The sequence below is a fragment of the Endozoicomonas sp. 4G genome, assembly GCF_023822025.1.
Classification (GTDB): Bacteria; Pseudomonadota; Gammaproteobacteria; order Pseudomonadales; family Endozoicomonadaceae; genus Endozoicomonas_A.
The window spans coordinates 3,883,716-3,905,854 of the sequence record NZ_CP082909.1; the positions used below are offsets into that span (position 1 = coordinate 3,883,716).

Below are 22,139 nucleotides of genomic sequence, written 5' to 3' on the forward strand. Positions count from 1 at the left end.
CAGGTTAGTAAAAACCTGGAGAGAGGTCAGAGTTTTTTTTGAGGTGGGTTGAGAGGCAGGTCATTCTTTATCACCCTTCTTTCTTTTCTGGTTAGATGGCGGCTGGTCATAGGCTTTCCTTTTGGCTCTCTGGTCGGCAGGCAGGTGGGTCTGTTTGTGCGATTTCAGATTGCCTGCGCGGTCGGTTCTGTAGTTGCAGCCCGCATAGTCACACCGGTGCACCTTGGGTTTCTTGGGTCTCTTGGGTTTCTGGTCGACAGGCAGGTGAGTCTGTTTGTGCGCCTTCAGATTACCCGCCCGGTCCGTGGAGTAGGTGCAGCCCTCGTAGTCACACTGGTGCACCCTGAGTCTCTGGTCGTCAGGCAGGTGGGTCTGTTTGTGCGTTTTCAGATCGCTCGCTCGGTTGGACCTGTAGTTGCAGTCCTCATGGTCACACTGGTGAATCTTGGGTCTCTTGGGTCTTTGATTGGCAAGCAGGTGGGTCTGCTTGTGCGCTTTCAAATTATCCGCCCGGTTGGTGGTGTAGTTGCAGCCCGCATAGTCACACCGGTGCACCTTGAGTTTCTGGGCAGGCAGGTGGGTCTGTTTGTGCCTTTTCAGAACGCCCGCCCAGCCGGTGTTGTAATCGCAGCCCTCATGGTCACACTGGTGCACTTTGGGTCTAGGCAGGTGGGTCTGTTTGTGCACTTTCAGATTGCCCCTCAGATCAGTGCTGTAGTTGCAGCCCTCATGGTCACACTGGTGCACCTTGAGTCTCTGGTCGGCAGGCAGGTGGGTCTGTTTGTGCCTTTTCAGAACACTTGCCCAGTCGGTGTTGTAGTCACAGCCCTCATGGTCACACTGGTGCTTAGCAGCGTCCACTTTTGTCACGTCTACCTCTGACTCAGTGAGTATTTCACTGTCTGAATCGGGCTCTTGCTTAATCTTTTTCAGTTCCAGAGTCGTACAATACTGACTGGTTTCATTGGCTACCCGAAAAGGATTAAGTGTTGTGGTTACATGCTGAACATCAGACTCGGCATTGGCTTCGTCTTCTTCGTTTGAACGGTTGTCGTTGCTTTCATCAGAGGTGCCGCTGTCTTCACTGTCAGAACCATTATCAGAGGCTGCCCGACTGTGAACCTTTAACTCCCACCATTCAATGGCCTCACTCTCTTCTTCAATGCCCGTAACGTAGACTTCTTTCATAAATAAGACCTCAATAAAAGGCTTCGGGGCATTCATCAGCGCCTTGCCAACAGCCAGAGCGACCAGCAAAGGCAACCTGTTTTCCTGAGCATGGCTATTAGAGGAATACATAGAAAGGACAACGACCAAGGTCAAAATCAATGGATTTTTGGATAGCAAGGCCTTTGTCCCCAGTCGTTGAACGGTTTATTGGGAAAACAGGTTAGTCAAAAAATTGGAGAGAGGTCGAAGGATTGGAAAAGTTGCCATAACCCAACTACGCTTTCACGCTCTTTTGGATGTATTTATCCACTTTTAAATTCAAACAATCTCGTTACCCTCTGCAGCCATAATTTATGAAAAATTGCGCATTATTGTTCTGTTTTTTTCTACTGTTATCTTTGGCAAATTTCAGCTATTCAGATACGGATCATCAGGATTATGATAAAAATGAAGCTCTGTTAAACAGACTTTCACTGGTTGATTTTGAGTTTCACAGCAGTTCCCCATTGGGCTTTTTTATTCGCCTTGGCGATGATTTTACTTTTCGCCGTTATGGGGATTATTTGTCACTGAACGGATTGCGCACCCTGCCCTCGATGGCCTTCAGTGCCATGATGTACTGGATGGTAAGCAAAACAACCGCCTCTGTGCTGAGTCGCTGGACAGTGAATCCGGTCACACTGCACACGGCTCAAGTCTTGTCCATGGCCATTTTGCCCGGTGTCAAAAGTGCCCTGTACAGCTGGTATACCGGTACTCGTCCAGGCTCAGAGCAAATTCAGGTAGACGCACCCCAGATCCGCAGGCGATTTTACCTGGAGCTGATTTACCAGCAGGAAAGTCATCAGCAGATTTTGCGAATCACGCCCTTTCCATTGAACCCATCCATCAACCCCCGGCTGGCTGAAAAGCCCTTTTCTGATGGCTACTCCCATTGGCTGCAACTGTACGAGGCCAGTTTGCAACACAGTGTCGTTTATATGGATCTCTCATGGGTTTCACCCGAGACGCCAGAAGCCATTCGCATCGACATTCATTATTCCGACAAAGCCACGAAATCAACGTTAGTGACACTGACCCGTAACGAAGGTTCAGAAAGTCTGCCAGTCAGTATTGAGTCGTTGCTGCACAATGAGGCGAAACATTTTGCCAAGGGCCAGGCCATTGCCAGCCTGTTAAGTGATGCGGTTATTAAAAACACCGTGGGCTTGATCCAAAATCCGGATTCGTCTTTAACCCGTCTCCCTATAACACAGGTTGCTGGCCAACTTGAATTTGATGACGCTGACGGACATAGCGGCCAGCTCTCTCTTTGTGGTAAGCAGAAAGGTGGTGAGCAGCAAGCCGATTGCAACAGTCACCTGCAATTGACCTATAAACTGTTTCCATACCCGCATTTTGGCATGATACTGCAGGGACAATATGATATTAAAAACAGCGTTGACGCGACCGTTAAGCAACTGGCCAATGCCAACCGCGCCGAGCTGATGCTGCAACTTCTGGAAAAGGCTGTTCTGCACTTTTTTATAGCCTCTTTTCAGCAAAACAATCAGGAGGCAAAAAAGACTGGCAACGATTATGTTCCGCCTTCCCTTCAGCAAACCCCCTCACACCCCAAGCTGGTTGCACCTTTGCAGTTACTGGTTAAAACGTTGATGCCAGAAGGCAGTCTCTGGAAATCAGGAAAGCGCCACAAGGTTGCACCGATTCCATGGCGGCTGTACCCCGGCTCATTCAGGCATTTTATGGTAGAGCCCGAAGCCTCATCCCCCAATCCTTCAAACAGCCTTAAAGCCAGACCGGCTTTGAACACCGCTATCTTCACTGAAAAACAAGTCGAGCTGATTAAAAAGCTGGTTGATGGTGGCCCTAGAAATCTTCCGAAAGATGAATTTATAAATGCTATTGACTTCTTGGAACGAGACAGGCATGTGATAGGTATGTCTTTTGATCGATTTGAATCACCTACCCTTTGGAAAGAACTTGTAAAGAATCGTCTTTTGTTTATTCACGAAGTACCAACAGAAGAAATAACCAAAGAAGTAATTCTTGCTAAACCCAACTTTGTTCGTTCCAAACCTTTGTACGAAGATATGCCGGACGAATTGAAAAAAGATGTTAATTTTCTTATCGAATTCTCAAAGATAGCCGGTATTCCTCGTGGAACACCACCGGAACTGGCTATTTTTATTTATAGTCATCTGGACATCACAACGAAAATAAAATCCCTGAATTTTCTTCCAGACAGTTTTAAAAATGATGAGCTTTATGATGAACTTATTCATTCTGAAATGATGTGGCTTGAAGACCTTCCAGAACACATTAAAAACAAAAACAAAGACTATTGCCTTTCTCAACTATTAAACGGCTGGTGTCAATTATCAGAGGTTCCGATTCATTTTCTGACAAAAGAATTGATCCTGAATTCGATCAGTGGAAATTATTGGAACGAAAATACCATTACAGTTTTTTATCCTCAATATAATATATTCACCAAAGATCCTGACTTTTTAGAAGCAGTAATGACCAAGGCTTTAAGCATCGAACAGGAAGCAGAAAGGGGGGATAACTACGAATTCCACACTATCTTTCGCACTGTATATTTTGCTGCCATAAATAGATATAAGACAGATGAGAAAGCATTGAATTCATTGCTAATAAAACTGATAAAAACCAATCCTTTTATTTTAAATTACATGGAACACTTCAATGATACGCTGCCTCAGGAATTCGTTGATACCGCAAAGAATTCATTATGGAACTTATTAAACACCAGACCTGAAATCAGTCAGAATTTTAATATCGACATCCTTTATCATTTTTTTGAAAAAGTCGGTGCCGATAATAACTTTAAAACCGATGTCCTGAATATTGTTTACCCTTATCTACCTGAACAGAATTACGATAAGCTTCCGGAAGACATTCTGTTGGAGCAAGACAAAATAGTGCTCAAATCTGAACAAACCTTTGGCAAGGGAGGCGCACACCTTCTAAGCAGAAAGCTAAGGCCTGACAACCCTCATATTGCAATAGACTACATGGAACGGCATATAGACTTTTTCCGATTTTTTGACGACAAAGACTACCTGGAGAAATGTTGCAATGATCCAATAATCCGACAAAGGCTCATACGCGTACTTGCAGAAAGGTTAATCGCCGACAAAGACTCTTTATTGGTGTACTGGAAAGATCGTCTTCCCCCGAAATTACTGGATGCTATTCTGGATTTTCTCAAAGATCCGGAACTTTTCTTCAAACTGGATTCTGCCAATCAGTTGCCAGAACCCGTTAACCCTCTTAAATTTCAACTGCCAAATACTGAGGCATTCCTAATGACGGTGGCTGCCGAGGCAGGTGGTTTTGATCCTTCGGATGAGGACGCCGGTCATCAGTTAAAGTTAGCCTTTGCTGGTGCAGGTAAAACACGCTTTCAAGGGGTTTATCCTGGTCAACATCCGTTATCACTATTTACAAAGGAAGGTACCATCCTGGGTGGTCGGACACTGAAAATAGCCAATGGTGAGTGGGTTGATTATTATAAGTTTCAACGGATCGGAGAGTCCGTAGACACTCTCGCGCAAGAAGGTGTCATGCATCAATTTATTGACAAAAACGACCGCTTTAAAAGCCAGAAACCCCGTTTTGGTGGATACCTCATGGTACTGGAAAAGGATCTTCCCGAGATTACCCGGCACTTTACTGACCGTTTGCAAGCAAGCAATTTTGAGGGTGAAAGAGCCTTTCTGGTCTATTACTTTCACGCGACAGACGACTATAGCCAGTACGCTTATACCCCTGATAAAACCGACACGCCTTACGCGTCTGCTGAGCGAGGTCTATTGAACAGCATTCATGATATTGGCGTACTGAATGGCCAGTATGGGGTTATGCCCACGTCAGCGATACCGGCATTTCACTTCACCACGCGTCGTTGGGTTTTCCTTAGCCCGTTGTTAGGGAACTCGAAGTATTTTGCTTTCCCATTACCCGGAAATTTTGCAAACTGGATCGAAGCCATTGAACGTCCTGATTTTGGCTGGAGTGGTTTAAGGGATTGGGGTGATGTTGAGTTTTATGGCTCCATGAAAAGCGGCCTTGGTTCCACAGATTCTAAAACCTGGGGTCATACTTCAGAGGTTTTGCAACGATTAAGCTTTGCCAATGCCCTGGGTGAAAATTTGGTTGCCGCTGTATTGTTAAGGTCACGCCTGCGTCGGGACTCCCCGGATTATTATTATCAAAATCCACAGGCATTGAAAGAGACGGAAACCTTTATTGAACAGCTACTGAACGAATACCTGTCGGGTCTGTTTGCAGCAGAAAAAGAACGACAGCCCACGTCAAGATTGCAATCATTTATGAAATTTGACGATACCCAATACCGCGCGTGGTTAACTCGTTCAGCCCAGGAGATCCTGTACTGGACGGCCCTACAACCTTATGAGGCTACAGAGCACTGTGCATTTACCCCCAACAGTGAGTGCTACTCAGAGCACTTAAAGAACATGGGACATCTCGATAAAGGATTGTACCCGAAACCTTTGCATTCCCTGGAAGTGCAGAAAAAATTTCCCAGAGACTTCACTAAAACGGGTGAACACCTGCATCTCGGAGCCTTTAGTGCCGTTTTTCCTCTGGTCACCCTGACCAAGTTAATTACGCGGTTTGTCGGCCATATTTTTGTGTACAGACATCAATTCACAGAGGGTAAAAACAAGGAGTAAACCGTTAAGTAGCGGATCCTGCGGCTATTTACATTGCTTGTTACATTGCTTGGTGTTGCACTGGCCCGGCCAGCGGCCTTCTTTTTTCAAGCGGACTCTGGTCATCCAGTCATAAGTCCATTTCAGGAACTGTTTCAGGCCGGGCAGGCTCATGACCCAGCCCAGCCAGGCCCAGCCAGACAGTTGCTTGAGCAGGAGTGAGTAGCTGTCGATACTGGTATATATCCGACCATCGTCGGTCATGGTGTGCAATTCAAGCAATGCTTTGTGGGGATCAATCCCCCAAGCTTCCAGCGTTTTTTCCTGGCCGGTGATATCAAACCATTCTACTTGGTTGCGAAACCGGGCATTTTTCCAGCGAGCCACCTCTCTGGTGCACAGAGGACAGAGTCCGTCGTATAAAACTCTTATTTGCATCGCCTTTTTCTCGTTTCAGGACATCAGCAGTTGTAGGAAGTGTTCTTAAGAACTGCTTTTTGTCTGTTGCAGGTTCAACTTCAATACGGCCAGACTCAGCTTCCAGATCACCTGCGGTCAGTTCAGCCCTTACTGTCTCCATTGGTTTCAGCAGGCTCAGCGGCTTCCTGATCTGCTACACATTCTTGTGAGTTCTCCTGTACATCCTGCTCAGAGACTGTGTCTTCAGGAGCTGAGCAATTATAGATAGTCGCGATAATTTCCGCTTTAACCAACGCAGGAGACATTAGTAAGGTCAGAAACACAATTTGTATAAGTCGGGTAAGACTGTTCATAGATCGATACATCCCTGTTCTTGATGTTAGACTACACTGGCAGCCTGTTTAGCTGCCCTGGAGCTCAGCTTTCCCCCTTCTGGATGTTTATCCGGGTTCTGCCTGAGACGGGCATTTAATACGTGTTTTTACCTAAGGTCAAGAAAGCCGTCACAAATAAGTAGTTTCCCTCCTGAATAAGTAATAAAACAGGGATCATAATAGACAATCACCCAGCAAGAAGAATCAGGCCCATGTCATCAAAAAGAGAACCTGTATTTTATCTGGATCTATTGCGTGTTGTGGCTGCCATAGCGGTGATCATTATCCACGTATTGGGACCCTATCGTGAGCTTTACGGACAAATCCCCATGGCGGACTGGCTCACGGCGGTGACTTTTAACAGTGTTTCCCGCTGGTGCGTGCCCATTTTTATTATGATCACCGGTATGCTGTTTTTGTCGGACAAACGCCCTTTTGATCTGAATTATTTTCTGAGAAGGCGAGTCATGAAAGTGCTGGTGCCCTTTCTTTTCTGGGCAGTGTTTTATTCCTTTCTGGCAGGACTCACACCCACTTTCGATTACGAGTGGACCAAGGCCATTGACACCCTGAAAGTACTTCCCTACGAAAGTACCTGGTACCACCTTGGCTTCTATTACTATTTTATCCCTCTTTACCTTGTCATTCCTTTTCTGAAACCTGCTGTACATGCCATGCCAGAAGATCTGCTCAAATTTATGGCGGGTGTCTGGTTATGGCTGACATTGAGTTACCTGATCAAGATTGAAACGTTCTGGCATATCAATACACTCTTGTACGGCGGCTATTTAATCTGGGGGTATTGCCTGGCGAAGTATGATACCCGCAAGTATCAACCCTTGATTATTCTTGGCGGCATTATCGGGCTGGTGGTCACTTTAGGTGGTGTGGTCTGGCTTAGCACCGAGAAGGGAATGTATAGCTTTGGCCGGTTTAACTCCTATAAAACCATCAATACGGTTCTTGCAGCGACCATGGTCTTCTGTCTGGCTAAACACTATGGCGACAGAATTCAGGGTAGAAGCAAGTGCATTATTTCCATGTTCAGCCGTTACAGCCTTGGTATTTACCTTGTCCACCCGCTTCTGCTCTGGCCCGTCAGAGCTTACGACCTCTACCCGGCCAGCGCTATTATCATGATTCCTTTCTGGACGGTTGTGATCTTACTGGCCAGCACTGCACTGGTCTGGTTACTCAGTCGGAGTCGTTTAACTCAGTGGCTGGTTCCCTGATCTTCCGGGAGGTGCCGACGGGCACCTCTTTGGTTTCTGGTGCAGTCAAGCCTTGGTATTGATACAGACCCCTCGTTCATCCTGAGCACCCAAACCCCGTTCATCCTGAGCGGAGTCTGGGTGCCATTAATAAAGGGAACCCGTCAATTAGATTGAAAGCGTGTACTAGCTTGTTAGGTGAGGTATGCATTCCCACGCAGAGCGTGGGAACGAGGGATGCTTGTTGTTAAGGCACATAAATTACTTTTCAGATGAAATAGACTGTAACAAGACTATGGTTTCATAAAAATGGGTATCGACTCTAATAGACTTATAAAAGTCATGAATAACTTTTCTATTTAGAAAAATACTTAATATTTGTTCCAGTAGACATTTGGTTTTTACTTTCAAATCTCCTACCTCCATTAATTCATACGGACTCAGGAAATCACTCAAGCTTACACAATGCAGATTAGTTACACTGAGCTCTGCTGCCCTCGTAACAAACTCCTGAGATACATGCTCATGGAAGGCTTTGCTCGTTGATTTTTGAAGATTCTGCACAAACACGTCTTTGGCGGATCCTGCAGAAACTTCCAGTTTAGAGTGAAGTACTGAAAAACATGCCCTAAGTTGATCAAGAGGAATGCTAAGCCCTATAGATCTTTTTAAGTGTTCATGCTTTTTAAACTTCTCTGAGGTTACTGGAAAGGTTTTCTCCATGACCAGATCAAAAAAATCCAATACTTTTTTCGTTTCAGATAGTAGGTCAGCATGAAGCTCTACAGAACATGTAGCTATTAAAATCAGGAAACACCTTATGATCTTCATCATCAGCCTTCAAGCAAGTTGTGATTCTGCAGTATGTATAGCTGAAATTTCCAGGAAGGCATAATTCTGATTTCAGGGACTGCGCCGCAGGCTGGGCGTCCTCCAAAAGCAGGGCTGGTGAAGGTGAAACTCCGCTCAGGGTGAACGTAGATTGTTCACATCAAACTCATTGAAATGATGTACTAGTTTGTTTGAGGTATGCATTCCCACTCTGAGAGTGGTCAATCATGAAAGTAAGTAAAAACGAAACCGATATCCAAAAGAAGTTGCTGAGGGAGATAAAGCAAGTACCACCAGAATTCTTGCCAGCCTTGTTGACTATCGTTCACAGTTTTCGTGAGAGTGTTGCATTCGATAGTGCAGCAAACTCCTTTGAAAGAGGCTGGAAAGAAATCAGCGAAGACGACCTTAAGCCCATAGAGGATCTGTGGCAGGGTCTTGAGTATTGATGAACGAGGAAAAATCAGATTATATTCGATCACGGAGGTGTCTACAGGTACTTTTCTGGTTTCTGATATCTTTTCACTCCCGACAGTGCTAGTCTACGGCAGGCAACTCAAATAACTATACGTCTATCCAAAAAAAACGAATATTATGAATGAAGTAACCACTTTGAGTGATTCGTCACAAACCACGGATAATATGTCCATCAGGGATTTAAAGTCTGTTTCACTAAAAACCCGCAGACTGAATATCCGGCCTTTGCAAAAAAAAGACTGCAACGCATTATTCAAGGTTTATTCAGATTTCAAAGCGATGAAGTACTGGAATCATTCACCTTATGAGACTATTAATCAGGCTCAGTTGCATATTGAAAAAGTTCTTAACAGCATCGAAAACAACACTTCACTCAAGCTGGCTATGGTCCAGCATTCATCTGATGAACTGATAGGCACCATCAACCTTTTCAACATTCACCCTGAGTCCAGAAGGGCGGAAATAGGCTACATCCTCTCCAGTTCATTCTGGGGGCAAGGTCTGATGTCAGAAGCTCTTTCAGCATTTATCGATTACTGTTTTGAAACACTGAGGCTCAACAGGCTGGAAGCGGAAATCAACCCTGAAAATGAGGCTTCATCCAGATTACTGAAAAAGTGTGGCTTCAAGGTTGAAGGCTTACTTAAAGAAAGATGGATAGTTGATGGAAAAGTGACAGATAGCGAGATCTATGGTCTTCTGAGTTCCAATATAGGTATAAAAACATGAACAACAAAGCATTTCAAATAACAACCATCAAAGAATCAGACTGGCAAACCTTTAAGGACATCCGTCTTCGCTCTCTGAAAGATTCACCTGAAGCTTTTGGTTACACCTATGATCAGGCGTCAAAAGAGTCCGATCAGCAATGGCAGGATCGCTGCAAAACCAGACCTGATCAAAAAGCCCTGCCCTTGCTGGCTAAAGTTGATGGCCAACCTTGTGGTCTGGTCTGGAGCGTTATCCGCAGCCCAAAAGAGACGACTACTAACGTCTATAAGATGTGGGTCTCACCCGATGCGAGAGGACTGGGTATAGGACGGGCTTTGCTGGAAACGATCATTGACTGGTCCAGAGAACAGGGTATGGAATCCGTCACTCTGGGAGTGAATACCATCAACACGCCAGCCATTGCCCTCTACGCATCGCTAGGGTTTAAACCCCGTGGTGAGAGAGTACCCATAAGAGAAGGTTCAGATTATTGGGTACAAGACATGATTCTTTTGATTTAAAAACAACTCTTTCAGGCCAGCAGTTTCAGGCCAGCAGTTTCAGGCCAGCAATCATAGATAACCGCCTAAAGAACACCATTAAACCGTGTCAACAATGACAGGGTTCATGCAGTGCTGAATCAGAAACAGGATTAAACCATTCCAGCTTGTCTTTGAGTTTGACAACATTACCGATAATGATCAGCGATGGTGGCTTAACCTTGTGCTCTTTAGCAATGTCAGCAATGGTGTCCACTGTGCCGGTGAAAACGCGTTGATATGCTGTGGTACCTTTGTAGACAATAGCCACAGGACGCTCAGGCTCGGTGCCGAATTTAATCAGCATATTGCAAATTTTATCAAGATTGTTAATACCCATATAAAAGACCAGAGTCTGACGGGGATCCTTCATTTTATCCCAGTCGATTTCATCGGCATCAAATTTACAGTGCCCGGTAATGAATTGAGCTGACTGAGCATAATCACGATGGGTCAGGGGAATGCCTGCATAACTGGCACAACCGGATGCAGCAGTAATGCCCGGTACAATCTGGAACGGTATATTCGCCTCAGCCAGTGTTTCAAGTTCTTCACCACCACGTCCAAATATAAAGGGGTCTCCGCCTTTAAGCCTGGCTACACGTTTGCCTACTTTGGCAAAGTCAACCATCATACTGTTGATCTCTTCCTGGGTGAAAGTGTGATTAGAACACCTCTTACCTACATAAATCAGGTCGGCATCCCGACGACAGAGATCTACTATTTCTTTGGAAACAAGGTTGTCGTATAAAACAACATCTGCCTGTTGCATCAGGCGCAACGCCTTAAAAGTCAACAGCTCCGGGTCACCCGGGCCTGCACCAATCAGATAAACTTCGCCAACCATTTCGTCAGACATATCATATAAAAGCTGCTCAAGCAGTCTTTCTGCACCCTCCAAATCACCCCTAAGTGCTTTTTCCGATGCGATGCTCTGAAGTGCGTCTTCCCAGAACTGCCGACGTCTATTGATATCTTTAACTTCGCTGATAACACGGTGTCTGAACCGACCTGCCATTTCTGCCAGATTGCCATAATTCGCAGGCAAAATGCCTTCCAGAGTCTGGCGCATGTGTCGGGCCATAACAGGTGCTTTGCCTCCGGTTGAAAAGGCCGTAATCACTGGAGAGCGGTCAACAATAGAGGGCATAATGGCATTGCCGACCTGACCATCATCAACAACGTTGACGAAAAGATTTTTTTGCCGGGCATGTTGTGAGACTTTCAGGTTTAATTCGCCATCACTGGTGGCCGCTATAACCAATTTGACGTCATCCATGTCTTCAGGTTGGTAAGTTCTTGCATAAAGCTGATGATCAGCATTTGCCAGAAGTGTTTCAATATCTTTATGAATTAGAGGAGAAACAACACGAACGACTGCGCCAGCACTATATAGCAAACGAACTTTACGTAGGGCGACTTCACCACCACCGACAACAAGACACTGCTGGTTTCGGATATCCAGAAATAAAGGCAGGTAATCCATATAAGATCTCAAATAACAAAAGGGAGCCGGAAGCAAAAGCGCTTCCGGTTTTAAAGAGAAGGAATCAGAGTTCCTTCAGCTTCTTCAATTCGCGGGAAAGGATATTAATATGAGACATTTCTTCATGGATAATGTCTTCGATTTTGTCAAGACCCAGGCGGGCTGGCACGAAATCTTTCATGCCGACATAAAAGAGAATGGCATCCTTTTCGTGTTGAATGGCCGCTTTAAGCACTTCTTCATAATCAGAAAAATCAACATCGTAGTTGAGGAGCTTTTGCAGATCAGCATGACTTTGGCAGTACTGCATGCTCTGGTCTTCAGGATCAAACGTGGTCTGTTCTTTTTCCTCAGTAGACAGCTCTTTTCTCATGCTGCTAAAGCAGCTTTCATGTTCCTTTTCAAAGCTTGCCATTTTTTCAAGAAAAGCTTTGTTTTCAGCGGTTTCAACTTTCTCAGCAGCTTGTTCGTAGAAACGAACGTTATTTTCTTCGATACGCTCAGACATCTGCAGAATCTGATCGATGTTAAAGACAATATTCATGCTCATAAAGCGTCCTATCACTTATAGAGTTTCGTTAATGCTTTTTTGTTGATAACTAGGTTTTTATTTTTGCAACAATGTAAGTTATTTAGTATCCGGCAAAACCGCACTGTCATCGCAGCGCGGCTTCATTACGCCTTCGGTTAAACCTTAATGACCACCGGCATTCGGGCTTTTAACGTGCATGTTGGCGACATATTCGTTTTCCAGCCAGTAGATACGATCAGCAACCTTCGCTTCAGGATTCAATTCGACATCTTTCAATGCCCATTCCTTGAACTTCTTATAGCCAGCCATATCAATCAGGTGACCCATGTGCAGGTACTTTGGCGAACCATCAAGCACTTCTGCAGAAAACTTCCAGATATTTTGAATCACGGCAGCAATTACGTCTTCAGTGACCCAGTTCAGGAAAATCTTACCGATACGAGGAGTTACCTTAGAGGTACGACCACCAAGCTTGACCATGTAAAATTTCTTCGGATTACGACGCCATGCCAGGGTTGGACAGACCAGGGCACACTCGCCACAGCCGATGCACTTGGTTTTTTCTTTGCGAACTTTCCCCTGGTCCATATGCAGACACTGGGCGGCATGATGATCACAGAGTTCGGCGCACTTGCCACAACCAATGCAACGATCACGGTCGTAAATCATTTCGGCAATACCGAAAATGCCAATGTCAGCCAGGTTTGCCTTGGCACAGTCTTGCGGACAGCCTGCAATGGTGGTCTTCAAGTGGTATTCAGATGGGTAGATCAGCTTTTCAAGACGACGTGCCATACCCGTCGTATCAACGTTACCTTTCTGGCAGATACGGTTACCCTGACAGGTCACAATGTTACGGCCACCAATGGTCTTGTAGCCTTCTTCCGGATCCTGATCGATGCCACAAATGTCGATGGTCATCTCCTTAATGAAAGGAGCGATCATCTTGTTGACTTTGTCCATGTCTTCGTAGCGAATGCCGGGCATCGCCAGTTTTTGACGGGTGGTGAGACGAATAACACCGTTGCCATATTTCATGGCAACATCACGAGCCACATCCAGCAGGTGAGCTGGAATAGTACCACCAATGGTTCTCAGGCTGAGCATCGCTTCGCCACGCACCTTAGAGAAACGGTATTCGTTATTGGCGCGCGCTTTAACAATATCTATATCTAACGGCATGTTTCTGACTCCTTAATCGATCAGGTGCTTGGATTGGTCGTAGCGGAAGACAGGACCATCGAGGCAAATGTAAGTGTTACCAACACGACAGTGACCACATTTACCCACAGCACACGCCATACGACGTTCATGTGATACCCAGATACGATCTTCACGGGCACCATTTTCCAGTAATCCCTTAACGGTGAACTTGATCATCATTGGAGGACCCACCACAACGTAGTGATGATGTTCTGGCTCGTTGTAGTCAAGATCGCTTAGATACGCGGTTACCAGACCGACGTTTTCCCCTTTTTCAGGATCACCCTGATCCAAAGTTACCGTGGTATTGAACTTCTCTTTCCAGACTTCAATATCATCGGAAAACAGAATGTGATCACGGCTCCTGAAACCGACGATTACATCCATATGGTTGATCTGGTCCCGGTTTCTCATGAAGTAGTTGATAACCGAGCGAGCAGGTGCCACACCCGTACCACCGGCGATGACAGTCAGGTTGTTACCGGAAAACACCTCTTTAACGGGATAACCATTACCCATTGGACCACGCAAATAGAGAGTGTCACCTTCCTTGAGCTTGAACAGCTCGGAGGTCACTTTGCCTACACGACGAATAACCAGCTCAATCCAGCCTTCGCCAAAGTCGGAGATAGAGATCGGGCACTCACCTGCCATTGGCAAAGAAACTTCCACGAACTTATCGAAGCCGCCTTCAAAATCGACCGGAACCATAAAAGCCCACTCATCAGCAGTGTGCTTAACGATGCGTTCAATTCTGTAGGGTTTAGGCAGATAGTGATTCTGCAAGGCTTCCAGCTCACCAACAGAAAGGTCAGACGGATTAAAACTTTGAGCGACTTCAGGCATGTTCAACCTCCGTAAGAGCTGCCGTTGTTTTCATAACCATATTGGAGAACGATATGTATTGAGGGCACCGGTCATCGCAACGACCACAGCCCACACACATGTGATGACCAAAGCGCTCATTGTGATCGACCATTTTGTGTAGCAGCCTGTAGCGCAGACGTTCACTCTTGCGATTACGGTAAGAGTGCCCACCGGCCATGTCGGAGAAGCCCGGCACGATACAAGATGACCAGACACGCTGACGTTCGCCGACCTTGGCGTTTTCACTGTACTTCACGTCATGGACGGTGTAGCAAGAGCAGGTTGGGCAGGATGTAGTGCAGCGGCCACATTCAACGCAACGTCTGTCGTATTCATCAAACAGCTGGTGACCAATGATCTTGTCACGAATCTGTTGTGGTGCCAGACCAGAGGTTTCAGCAGGCAGATCCACAGTGAAAGAGTTTTCTTCGACAAAGTTTGGTTCAAATTCAGAGGGTTGACCGTGCTCTGCAAACTGAGCTTCCAGCTCTTCGTTCTGGAACTTCATGCTGATGTCGTTTTCAGAGAAGCGGACTGCAACATCGTAGTCTTCAGTTTTGTTTGTCTTCATACTGACACAGAAGCAGTTGTCCCAGCCACTGTCGCATTCAAACATGACAACTTTAACGCGGTCACGCAGACGCTTGTAATAGAAATCTTCGTTATCACCATTTTTCATGAACATATCATCCAGACGACTCATGCCGTGAATGTCGCAAGGACGCATAAACAGTAAAATTTTACGCCGATCTATAGTGGAGGTAATCAGTTGGTCGTTGCTGATATGAAAAAGAGTTTGAGTGATAGGTGCAATGACCTCTTTCGGGGAGAAATGAGATTTCTCATCCCAAACGACCTCTTCAATTTTGGTGACTTCACCGTATTGGATGCTGTCATCATCTGAGAATCGACCACCTCCAACAATTCGTATGGGTGCCATGATACGATACTGTCTTGTCAGTTTTTCAAAGACAGCATTGAGATCCTGGAAGCTGAATAATAAGCTCATAGATGCTCCTGCCAAGTTGGTAATTTCTTCGGAATAGACTAAAAAGTGCAAATAGTTTTACTGGATTCAAGCAATAAGCGTAAGGGGAACCCGAAAATAGACCACATCAGGACGTTCAGCGATGTCCTTGCAATCGGGAATGTACTCATTTGCTGTTTCACTCATCAAATTTCAGCCTGTTACTCTTACTGTATTACTCCAGCTTTACTTTTTTAGGTGAATTCACTTAGCCTGAAAAAACAAATCGTTTAGGTTTTAAAATTCAGCCCTTATAAACTCTATTCTGAAAAGTTAAAGCTAATTAAATCTGATGCTATTTGTATCATAATTCCCACATTTCTTGTCATTGGTATTTATCGAGAAACCCTTTATTTAAAGTCATGATATTGATTGAGATCAAAAAATACTTAATTGCTATAAGTGGAAAATGAGTTTCTAAAAAGCCACAGTAGAAATGCTAGTCAGCTAGCGCCCCCTGAACTGTTTATAGTTCTCCGGAAACATAAATACAGATAATATAAGAACCCATTAAGGTGTATTTAAATCTCTGAAAAAATAATTTAATAAGCCTTGGTATGCAAGAGGTCGAGCAAAAGCTCGGGATTTGCTGATAAGAGAAGGTTTAAACTATTGGGTACAAGACATGATTCTTTTGATTTATAAATAGCTCTTTCAGGCCAGCAGTTTCAGGCCAGCAGTTTCAGGCCAGCAATCATAGATCACCGACCTGAAAGAACACCATCAAACCGTGGCTGGAGAGAGTTCTTCAGTCTCATCCCATTCATCGGCCTTGCTGATCATCTTCCTGATCAACAGAGAAGCGGCCAGCGCCACACCCACCATGATGACAGCGGCAACGGTCAGTATCATAAAATAGTCGCCGTAAACATTCTGAACAAACGACTGGGTGATTTCCTGTCCCTTATCCATAGCAATGGAACCGGAGATTACAGCACCTACGATACCACTGAGAGCAATCGCCACTGAATAAAGGGAAACAGAGAAGCCCTCAATTTCTTTGGGTGTCACAGAAATAATAAAGGCGACCACCAGAGAACCAACAATCACTTCAGCAAAGGCCTGGAAGCCATGAATCACCAGGAACACATTGGGAGAGATGCTGACATCCGGGCCTACCGTTCTGACGGCATAGGTCAGGATGCCGAAAGCAATCGCGGTCATCACAAAGGCAAAAGAGATTTTAGTGGCCGTACTGAATTGGATACCACGCTTTTCAAGGTTGGCAAACAACAGGGTAATCACCGGTCCCATGGCAATACACCACAGTGGGTTCAATGCCATGGCGGCTTCAGGAGCCAGTGGAATAAAGCCCAGCAGATCACCTTGCAAGGTATTAATGGCGACAATGTTCATAGACGTCATCATCTGTCCATAGTACACAAAGAAGGCAGTGGTCAGGATCGCCGTCATGACCAGGATAGCTCCCATTCTCAAGGCATCGGCTCTGCCTGTTTTGAAAATCAGGGTGACGTAGTACAACAATGCGACAGCACCGATGGCATAAACGATGTACTGCCCGGTATCCATATCGGAGAACATAAAGAACACCATGCCCAGCATCGCCGCTGATAATGCCAGGAAGATAACCATGTTTTTGGCGCTGACAGGCTCCCTGTCAATATCCTCCCCAATACTTTCCAGAGGTTTCTTGATGAAAAACAGCGCAGCAACGGCGAACGCTGCCATAACGGCTGACAGCATAAAGCCACCGGCAAAACCGATCGTCAAGACAAAAATCGGATACAGATACTGCCCCAGCAGAGCACCGACATTATTCACGGAGTAATTAATCGGGTAGCCGTTTTCAAAATCTTCCTGAGATTTGAAAGTACGCTTATAAAGACTCGGATAAGAGGGAGACATCAAGCCCCGGGCATAACTGGCCAGTGCGATACCCAGCAGGCTCATGGCGACATTTTGGGTAGAAGAGCCCAGCACCAGCAAAGCATAACCTGCGGCAAAACAGATATAGGCAATGGTCAGGGCACGTTTTGACCCCAGGAACTTGTCACAAATAATGCCGCCGGCAATGGCAAAGAGAGGACCAATAGCAGAAAAAGCTCCGACCACCATCATGGTATCGGCTTCGCTGTAATTCAGCTCTTCCAGAAAGAAACGGGTCAAAATGACCATCACGCCATAAAACGATAAGCCAAACATCATTTGGCAGAACATCATGGACTTATTAAGCTTATTCCACATACTACTTCCAGTGCTCAAAATAACCCTCACATTGTTCACGAGTTCATCATTCGATTCATTGATTTAGATCATGGAATTCTGAATTAACCAGACTTAAGATACAACGCTACGGAATACGCCTATATACTTTCAAAAAAACAATAAAACGACTGATCACTACCACTTTATAGGTAGCAAGTTAACAGGTCGTCGTGATTATCAACTGATTAAAGCATTCCTTATGAGACCTATAAGTTAATTGATACTTATAGCAAGCCAGGGACATCAGGGTTCTAATGACGCTTCATCATCAAAATTATCAAACAGTCATCCAAAAATTATTTCTTCAACTCAAAAACAACATTAATTAGCATGATGAAACCCGCTTAAATAAATAAGCTACCTACAAAGAAAAAGGAGGTTGCTATTATGTTTCTCCCACAGGAAGTTATTCGTAGCAAACGTGAAGGCGACGTTCTGAAGTCGGATGCCATTCGTGAGTTCATCCTGGGCGTTACAGACAACAGCGTATCTGAAGGTCAGGTAGCGGCATTTGCCATGGCTACCTATTTTCAGGGCATGAATATTGAGGAGCGTATCGCGCTGACCTGCGCCATGAGAGATTCTGGTGATGTTCTGAACTGGGCTGCGGATCATCTGAACGGCCCGGTTCTGGATAAACATTCTACCGGTGGTGTAGGCGACGTGGTCAGCCTGATGCTAGGCCCCATGATTGCCGCCTGCGGTGGTTATGTCCCCATGATTTCTGGCCGTGGTCTGGGCCACACAGGTGGTACTCTGGACAAGCTGGACAGCATTCCCGGCTATACGACAAATGCCTCAGAAACACTGTTTCGCAAAGTGGTGAAAGAGACAGGCGTGGCTATCATTGGCCAAACAGGTGAGTTAGCGCCTGCTGACAAACGTATTTACGGCATTCGTGATGTCACCGCTACCGTTGAGTCCGTCGATATGATCACCGCCTCCATTCTTGCCAAGAAACTGGCCGAAGGTTTGGACGCCCTGGTCATGGACATCAAGGTGGGCAGTGGTGCCTTTATGCCAACCTACGAAAAATCGGTAGAACTGGCAGAAAGTATTGTTCGGGTTGCCAACGGTGCAGGCGTGAAAACCACGGCCCTGCTGACGGATATGAATCAGTGCCTGGCCTCCAGTGCTGGTAACGCCGTGGAAGTCAGGGAAGCGGTGCGTTACCTGACCGGTGAATACCGTAATCAACGACTGCATGAAATCACTCTGTCCCAGGCTTCAGAACTTCTGGTTTCAGGCGGTCTTGCTGAAAGTACCGGTCAGGCCAGGGAGCAACTTATGCAGGCTCTGGATTCCGGCAAAGCGGCTGACATCTTTGGCAAGATGGTTCACAGCCTGGGCGGGCCTTCGGACTTTTTGGAAAAATACGACGACTATCTACCAAAAGCGTCCATTATCAAGCCGGTTTACATGGAAGGCGAAGGTTATATCAGCGCCATGAACACCCGTGAAGTGGGTCTTGCAGTCGTGCAGATGGGTGGTGGTCGAAAAGTAGCCAGCGATTCCATCGATTATGCCGTCGGTATCACCGACATCTGTCGTCTGGGAGATAAGCTATCGGCAAAACAACCCATTGCACTGCTTCATGCCAACGATGAAGAAAGCTGGCATACGGCGGCGGACAGGTTGAGACAGGCGATTTCTTGTTCGGATAGCAAGCCGGAGGATTCACCCTGTGTTTATCAGGTGATAGCAAGCTAGCACTTCAGGCTGGAAGGCTTTCTGGCCTTCCGGCTTTCAAGCCCTTTATAATACCTTCCTCTCAGTCTAACTTGCCCAGGTAGCAGTATGTCTAAAAGCGTGATTTGTGACATTGACGGCGTGATTCTGCACGACAACACCCTTATTCCCGGTGCTGATGAGTTTATTCACAGTGTGTTGGAGAGGAACATCTCCCTGATCATGCTGACCAACTTCCCCTCCCAGACCGAGAAAGACCTGCAAAACCGTTTTGCTTCTGCGGGCATCACCATCCCGGAAAGCTGCTTTTTCACTTCCGCCATGGCCACAGCAGAATTCCTTAAACGACAGGAGGGTCAGAAAGCTTATGTCATCGGCGAAGGTGCGCTGGTTCACGAGCTGTATAAGGCAGGCTTTACTATTACCGACATCAATCCGGATTTTGTCGTCGTGGGAGAAACCAAAAATTATAACTGGAACATGATCCACACCGGTGCCCGGTTTGTCTCTGAAGGGGCGCGCTTTATTGCCACGAACCCCGATACGCATGGCCCCAATATGGCTCCGGCCTGCGGTGCGCTCTGTGCTCCTATCGAGCGGATTACAGGCAAAAAACCATTCTATGTCGGCAAACCCAGTGCCTGGATTATCCGTGCTGCCCTGAATAAGATGGGGTCGCACTCAGACGACACGGTCATTGTCGGTGACAACCTGCGCACGGATATTCTCGCAGGCTTTCAGGCTGGCCTTGAAACCGTTCTGGTTTTATCCGGTGTCTCTCGCCTCGCCGATATTGAACAGGTCCCTTTCAAGCCTAACCATATTTTTGATTGTGTTGCGGATATTGATATTATCTGAGCCTGGTTATCTTAGGCAGTTAAATAAAATTGCAACAATCGCAAAATCAATTACGCTAGACACAAGATAAATTGTCAAAAGGTGAATTTATCTTGTGGGTTTCAACTACAATGCTAGCCAAGATTGAAGGCGTAACCAGCCAAACTATAAGGCGCAAGATCGAAAGCGGTCACTACGAAAAAGTTAAGCAAACCAGTGGTGGTCACTTTCGCATATTCATTAACCAGCAAAGGAAGATATGCTACGCAAGAGTCAGTTCTGGAAAGCAAAAATCCAGCATTGACACTCAAAAGCGTATCTTACTCAAAGAGCACCCTGATGCAGAATTTATCAGCGACATTGCCAGTGCTTTCAACTTTAAGCGAAAAGGACTGCAAACCATTCTGGAATCAGCGGTGTGCGGAAATCCAACCCATATTGTGGTTGCCACAAAAGATCGCCTTGCCCGATCAGGGTTTGAACTTATCAAGTGGCTCGTTGAATTATCGGGAGGACACATCGAAGTTTTGGATGACCCGGATAACGCCAGTGAGTCATTCGACACCCAAGAGCTTATCGGTTTCATTACCTCATTCTGCAATAGCCACTACGGGAAGCGATCTGCTAGAAGACGCAAAGGACGCAAAGATAATAGCGTCAAAAAAGATCAGGTTTTACCCAGAGAATGAGCAAGCCTATCACGATGCCCTGATGCTCTATCGCAGGTCGTACAACCTTGCTGTTGAGCGTTTCCGTAACGATGACTATAAAGATGCCAGCGGAAAATTCATCAACATGCGACCTGCTATTAAAGCTCAGGTGAAGCAAGAGCACAAAGAAAGTGGCAGGGCTTATAACTCGATTGTTTCTGATAATGGAACACTGGAGGCAGCGGATACATTCAAAGCGGTCCGCGAGCACAACAAGAAGCTCAAGGGAGCTGGAGCTAAAGAGGGCTTTGCAGAAATCCATTTCAAAAGCCGCAAAGGTAGCAGGCACTCATTTTCTATTGACCGTTTCCCAAAGGGATTAAATCCCTGCGTAGAGGCTCTTGGCAAGATTCACCTGACAGAAGATGTGCCAGCAGAAGCGATTGGCAAGTTTTGTGTCATAACCTACGACAAGGGTCGCTGGTTCGTTCAGGTTCAACAACATATTGAGCTAAATCCCGAAATCCAAGGGAAGGTTAGATGCGTTGGAGTTGACCCCGGAGTTCGCACCTTTGCCACTTGCTACAGCGAAAAAGAGGCGTTGATAGCGGGTGATAACGTTGCAAAAACAAAGCTGTTCCCACTGATGAAGCAAGTGGACAGCTTGGTCAGTCAAAAGCAAAAAATCCTGAACACTCAGAAGGGCGTTGAGTTCCCCGATATGCCCCAGTGGGCAAGAGATCGGATTATTCATTTCAACAGGGAAATTGACCGGCTGAAATGCAAAAAGGATGACATTGTTCTTGATCTGCATAACCGGCTGGCGTTCGAGCTGGTGTCGAACTACGACGTTGTATTTTTGCCAACCTTTGAGACAAGAGGTATGGTCACGCGCAAAAATAAGAAGGTTCGCACCATTCGCCGTAACACCTGCCGCCAGATGCTTGACCTCAATCATTACCAATTCAAAAAGCGGCTTAAGTGGTACGCAAAAAAGTATGGAAAGCATGTGATTGATTGCAACGAAGCCTATACATCCAAGACTCGATCATGGAACGGGACCATTGACGAAAAATTAGGTTCTTCCAAGGTTATTAAGGGTGAGGGCTTCACCGTTGATCGTGACATCAACGGTGCCAGAAATGTCTTTCTTAAGTGTTTGACGAGGTAGCTTGAACCTTAGCCA

At 45.9% G+C, this 22,139-nt stretch carries 19 protein-coding genes; 9 read left to right on the top strand and 10 right to left on the bottom strand.

Features of this window, described 5'->3' with window-relative positions; genetic code table 11:
- Window positions 1-60: 60 nt before the first annotated feature.
- The gene (locus tag K7B67_RS15025) at window positions 61-1,347 is read right to left on the bottom strand and encodes a C2H2-type zinc finger protein (protein WP_252176710.1); all 1,287 of its coding nucleotides are present in this window, start codon (window positions 1,345-1,347) and stop codon (window positions 61-63) included.
- A 1,190-nt stretch (window positions 1,348-2,537) separates the two neighbouring features.
- On the opposite strand from K7B67_RS15025, the gene K7B67_RS15030 reads away from it, so the two are divergent.
- On the top strand, window positions 2,538-5,894 hold the full coding sequence (locus tag K7B67_RS15030; protein ID WP_252176711.1) for a hypothetical protein: 3,357 nt from the start codon (window positions 2,538-2,540) through the stop codon (window positions 5,892-5,894).
- Window positions 5,895-5,918: 24 nt separating this feature from the next.
- On the opposite strand, the gene K7B67_RS15035 is transcribed toward K7B67_RS15030, so the two are convergent.
- Both K7B67_RS15035 and K7B67_RS15040 read right to left on the bottom strand, forming a co-directional pair.
- Window positions 5,919-6,311, bottom strand: a complete 393-nt coding sequence (locus K7B67_RS15035; protein ID WP_252176712.1) for a DUF393 domain-containing protein — start codon at window positions 6,309-6,311, stop codon at window positions 5,919-5,921.
- A gap of 122 nt (window positions 6,312-6,433) precedes the next feature.
- Complete coding sequence (locus K7B67_RS15040) at window positions 6,434-6,646, bottom strand: hypothetical protein (RefSeq protein ID WP_252176713.1); 213 nt, start codon at window positions 6,644-6,646, stop codon at window positions 6,434-6,436.
- A 233-nt stretch (window positions 6,647-6,879) separates the two neighbouring features.
- Between K7B67_RS15040 and K7B67_RS15045 the strand changes: the two genes are divergently transcribed.
- A complete protein-coding gene (locus tag K7B67_RS15045) occupies window positions 6,880-7,899 on the top strand; it encodes an acyltransferase family protein (protein WP_252176714.1) in 1,020 nt (339 codons plus the stop codon).
- 240 nt (window positions 7,900-8,139) lie between these two features.
- Here K7B67_RS15045 and K7B67_RS15050 read toward each other — a convergent pair whose 3' ends face one another.
- Window positions 8,140-8,712 (bottom strand): hypothetical protein, encoded by a 573-nt coding sequence (locus K7B67_RS15050; protein ID WP_252176715.1) that lies wholly within the window; start codon window positions 8,710-8,712, stop codon window positions 8,140-8,142.
- A gap of 224 nt (window positions 8,713-8,936) precedes the next feature.
- Between K7B67_RS15050 and K7B67_RS15055 the strand changes: the two genes are divergently transcribed.
- From K7B67_RS15055 to K7B67_RS15065, 3 genes are all read left to right on the top strand, one after another.
- Window positions 8,937-9,158 (top strand): hypothetical protein, encoded by a 222-nt coding sequence (locus tag K7B67_RS15055; RefSeq protein ID WP_252176716.1) that lies wholly within the window; start codon window positions 8,937-8,939, stop codon window positions 9,156-9,158.
- 145 nt (window positions 9,159-9,303) lie between these two features.
- Window positions 9,304-9,915: a GNAT family N-acetyltransferase gene (locus K7B67_RS15060; RefSeq protein WP_252176717.1), complete on the top strand. Its 612-nt coding sequence runs from the start codon at window positions 9,304-9,306 to the stop codon at window positions 9,913-9,915.
- On the top strand, window positions 9,912-10,418 hold the full coding sequence (locus K7B67_RS15065; protein ID WP_252176718.1) for a GNAT family N-acetyltransferase: 507 nt from the start codon (window positions 9,912-9,914) through the stop codon (window positions 10,416-10,418). The genes K7B67_RS15060 and K7B67_RS15065 overlap by 4 nt, the downstream gene beginning before the upstream one ends.
- 88 nt (window positions 10,419-10,506) lie before the next feature.
- Here the strand turns inward: K7B67_RS15065 and cysG are convergent, their stop codons facing one another.
- From cysG to K7B67_RS15095, 6 genes are all read right to left on the bottom strand, one after another.
- Window positions 10,507-11,922: a siroheme synthase CysG gene (gene cysG / locus K7B67_RS15070; protein WP_252176719.1), complete on the bottom strand. Its 1,416-nt coding sequence runs from the start codon at window positions 11,920-11,922 to the stop codon at window positions 10,507-10,509.
- 64 nt (window positions 11,923-11,986) lie between these two features.
- Window positions 11,987-12,472, bottom strand: coding sequence for a ferritin family protein (locus tag K7B67_RS15075; protein ID WP_252176720.1), 486 nt, complete (start codon window positions 12,470-12,472; stop codon window positions 11,987-11,989).
- Between the two features lie 144 nt (window positions 12,473-12,616).
- The gene (asrC, locus tag K7B67_RS15080) at window positions 12,617-13,636 is read right to left on the bottom strand and encodes a sulfite reductase subunit C (protein WP_252176721.1); all 1,020 of its coding nucleotides are present in this window, start codon (window positions 13,634-13,636) and stop codon (window positions 12,617-12,619) included.
- Window positions 13,637-13,648: 12 nt separating this feature from the next.
- Window positions 13,649-14,503, bottom strand: a complete 855-nt coding sequence (gene asrB / locus K7B67_RS15085; protein ID WP_252176722.1) for an anaerobic sulfite reductase subunit AsrB — start codon at window positions 14,501-14,503, stop codon at window positions 13,649-13,651.
- On the bottom strand, window positions 14,496-15,533 hold the full coding sequence (gene asrA, locus K7B67_RS15090) for an anaerobic sulfite reductase subunit AsrA (RefSeq protein ID WP_252176723.1): 1,038 nt from the start codon (window positions 15,531-15,533) through the stop codon (window positions 14,496-14,498). Before asrA ends, asrB begins: the two co-directional genes overlap by 8 nt.
- A 741-nt stretch (window positions 15,534-16,274) precedes the next feature.
- Entirely contained in the window at window positions 16,275-17,756 is a 1,482-nt protein-coding gene (locus tag K7B67_RS15095; protein ID WP_252176724.1) for an MFS transporter, read from the bottom strand.
- Between the two features lie 408 nt (window positions 17,757-18,164).
- Between K7B67_RS15095 and deoA the strand changes: the two genes are divergently transcribed.
- The 4 genes from deoA (at window position 18,165) to K7B67_RS15115 (ending at window position 22,124) form a co-directional block, all read left to right on the top strand.
- Window positions 18,165-19,487, top strand: coding sequence for a thymidine phosphorylase (gene deoA / locus K7B67_RS15100; RefSeq protein ID WP_252176725.1), 1,323 nt, complete (start codon window positions 18,165-18,167; stop codon window positions 19,485-19,487).
- An 87-nt stretch (window positions 19,488-19,574) separates the two neighbouring features.
- Window positions 19,575-20,324 (top strand): HAD-IIA family hydrolase, encoded by a 750-nt coding sequence (locus K7B67_RS15105; protein ID WP_252176726.1) that lies wholly within the window; start codon window positions 19,575-19,577, stop codon window positions 20,322-20,324.
- 110 nt (window positions 20,325-20,434) lie between these two features.
- Complete coding sequence (locus K7B67_RS15110; RefSeq protein ID WP_252176727.1) at window positions 20,435-20,992, top strand: recombinase family protein; 558 nt, start codon at window positions 20,435-20,437, stop codon at window positions 20,990-20,992.
- Window positions 20,993-21,014: 22 nt separating this feature from the next.
- The gene (locus K7B67_RS15115) at window positions 21,015-22,124 is read left to right on the top strand and encodes an RNA-guided endonuclease TnpB family protein (RefSeq protein WP_252176728.1); all 1,110 of its coding nucleotides are present in this window, start codon (window positions 21,015-21,017) and stop codon (window positions 22,122-22,124) included.
- Window positions 22,125-22,139 lie beyond the last annotated feature (15 nt).

What these genes read in the sequence shown, in the direction of transcription:
- K7B67_RS15035 (WP_252176712.1), bottom strand. Translation starts at nt 6,311, where the DNA reads ATGCAAATAAGAGTTTTATACGACGGACTCTGTCCTCTGTGCACCAGA.
- K7B67_RS15040 (WP_252176713.1), bottom strand. Translation starts at nt 6,646, where the DNA reads ATGAACAGTCTTACCCGACTTATACAAATTGTGTTTCTGACCTTACTA.
- K7B67_RS15045 (WP_252176714.1), top strand. Translation starts at nt 6,880, where the DNA reads ATGTCATCAAAAAGAGAACCTGTATTTTATCTGGATCTATTGCGTGTT.
- K7B67_RS15050 (WP_252176715.1), bottom strand. Translation starts at nt 8,712, where the DNA reads ATGATGAAGATCATAAGGTGTTTCCTGATTTTAATAGCTACATGTTCT.
- K7B67_RS15055 (WP_252176716.1), top strand. Translation starts at nt 8,937, where the DNA reads ATGAAAGTAAGTAAAAACGAAACCGATATCCAAAAGAAGTTGCTGAGG.
- K7B67_RS15060 (WP_252176717.1), top strand. Translation starts at nt 9,304, where the DNA reads ATGAATGAAGTAACCACTTTGAGTGATTCGTCACAAACCACGGATAAT.
- K7B67_RS15065 (WP_252176718.1), top strand. Translation starts at nt 9,912, where the DNA reads ATGAACAACAAAGCATTTCAAATAACAACCATCAAAGAATCAGACTGG.
- cysG (WP_252176719.1), bottom strand. Translation starts at nt 11,922, where the DNA reads ATGGATTACCTGCCTTTATTTCTGGATATCCGAAACCAGCAGTGTCTT.
- K7B67_RS15075 (WP_252176720.1), bottom strand. Translation starts at nt 12,472, where the DNA reads ATGAGCATGAATATTGTCTTTAACATCGATCAGATTCTGCAGATGTCT.
- asrC (WP_252176721.1), bottom strand. Translation starts at nt 13,636, where the DNA reads ATGCCGTTAGATATAGATATTGTTAAAGCGCGCGCCAATAACGAATAC.
- asrB (WP_252176722.1), bottom strand. Translation starts at nt 14,503, where the DNA reads ATGCCTGAAGTCGCTCAAAGTTTTAATCCGTCTGACCTTTCTGTTGGT.
- asrA (WP_252176723.1), bottom strand. Translation starts at nt 15,533, where the DNA reads ATGAGCTTATTATTCAGCTTCCAGGATCTCAATGCTGTCTTTGAAAAA.
- K7B67_RS15095 (WP_252176724.1), bottom strand. Translation starts at nt 17,756, where the DNA reads ATGTGGAATAAGCTTAATAAGTCCATGATGTTCTGCCAAATGATGTTT.
- deoA (WP_252176725.1), top strand. Translation starts at nt 18,165, where the DNA reads ATGTTTCTCCCACAGGAAGTTATTCGTAGCAAACGTGAAGGCGACGTT.
- K7B67_RS15105 (WP_252176726.1), top strand. Translation starts at nt 19,575, where the DNA reads ATGTCTAAAAGCGTGATTTGTGACATTGACGGCGTGATTCTGCACGAC.
- K7B67_RS15110 (WP_252176727.1), top strand. Translation starts at nt 20,435, where the DNA reads ATGCTAGCCAAGATTGAAGGCGTAACCAGCCAAACTATAAGGCGCAAG.
- K7B67_RS15115 (WP_252176728.1), top strand. Translation starts at nt 21,015, where the DNA reads ATGCTCTATCGCAGGTCGTACAACCTTGCTGTTGAGCGTTTCCGTAAC.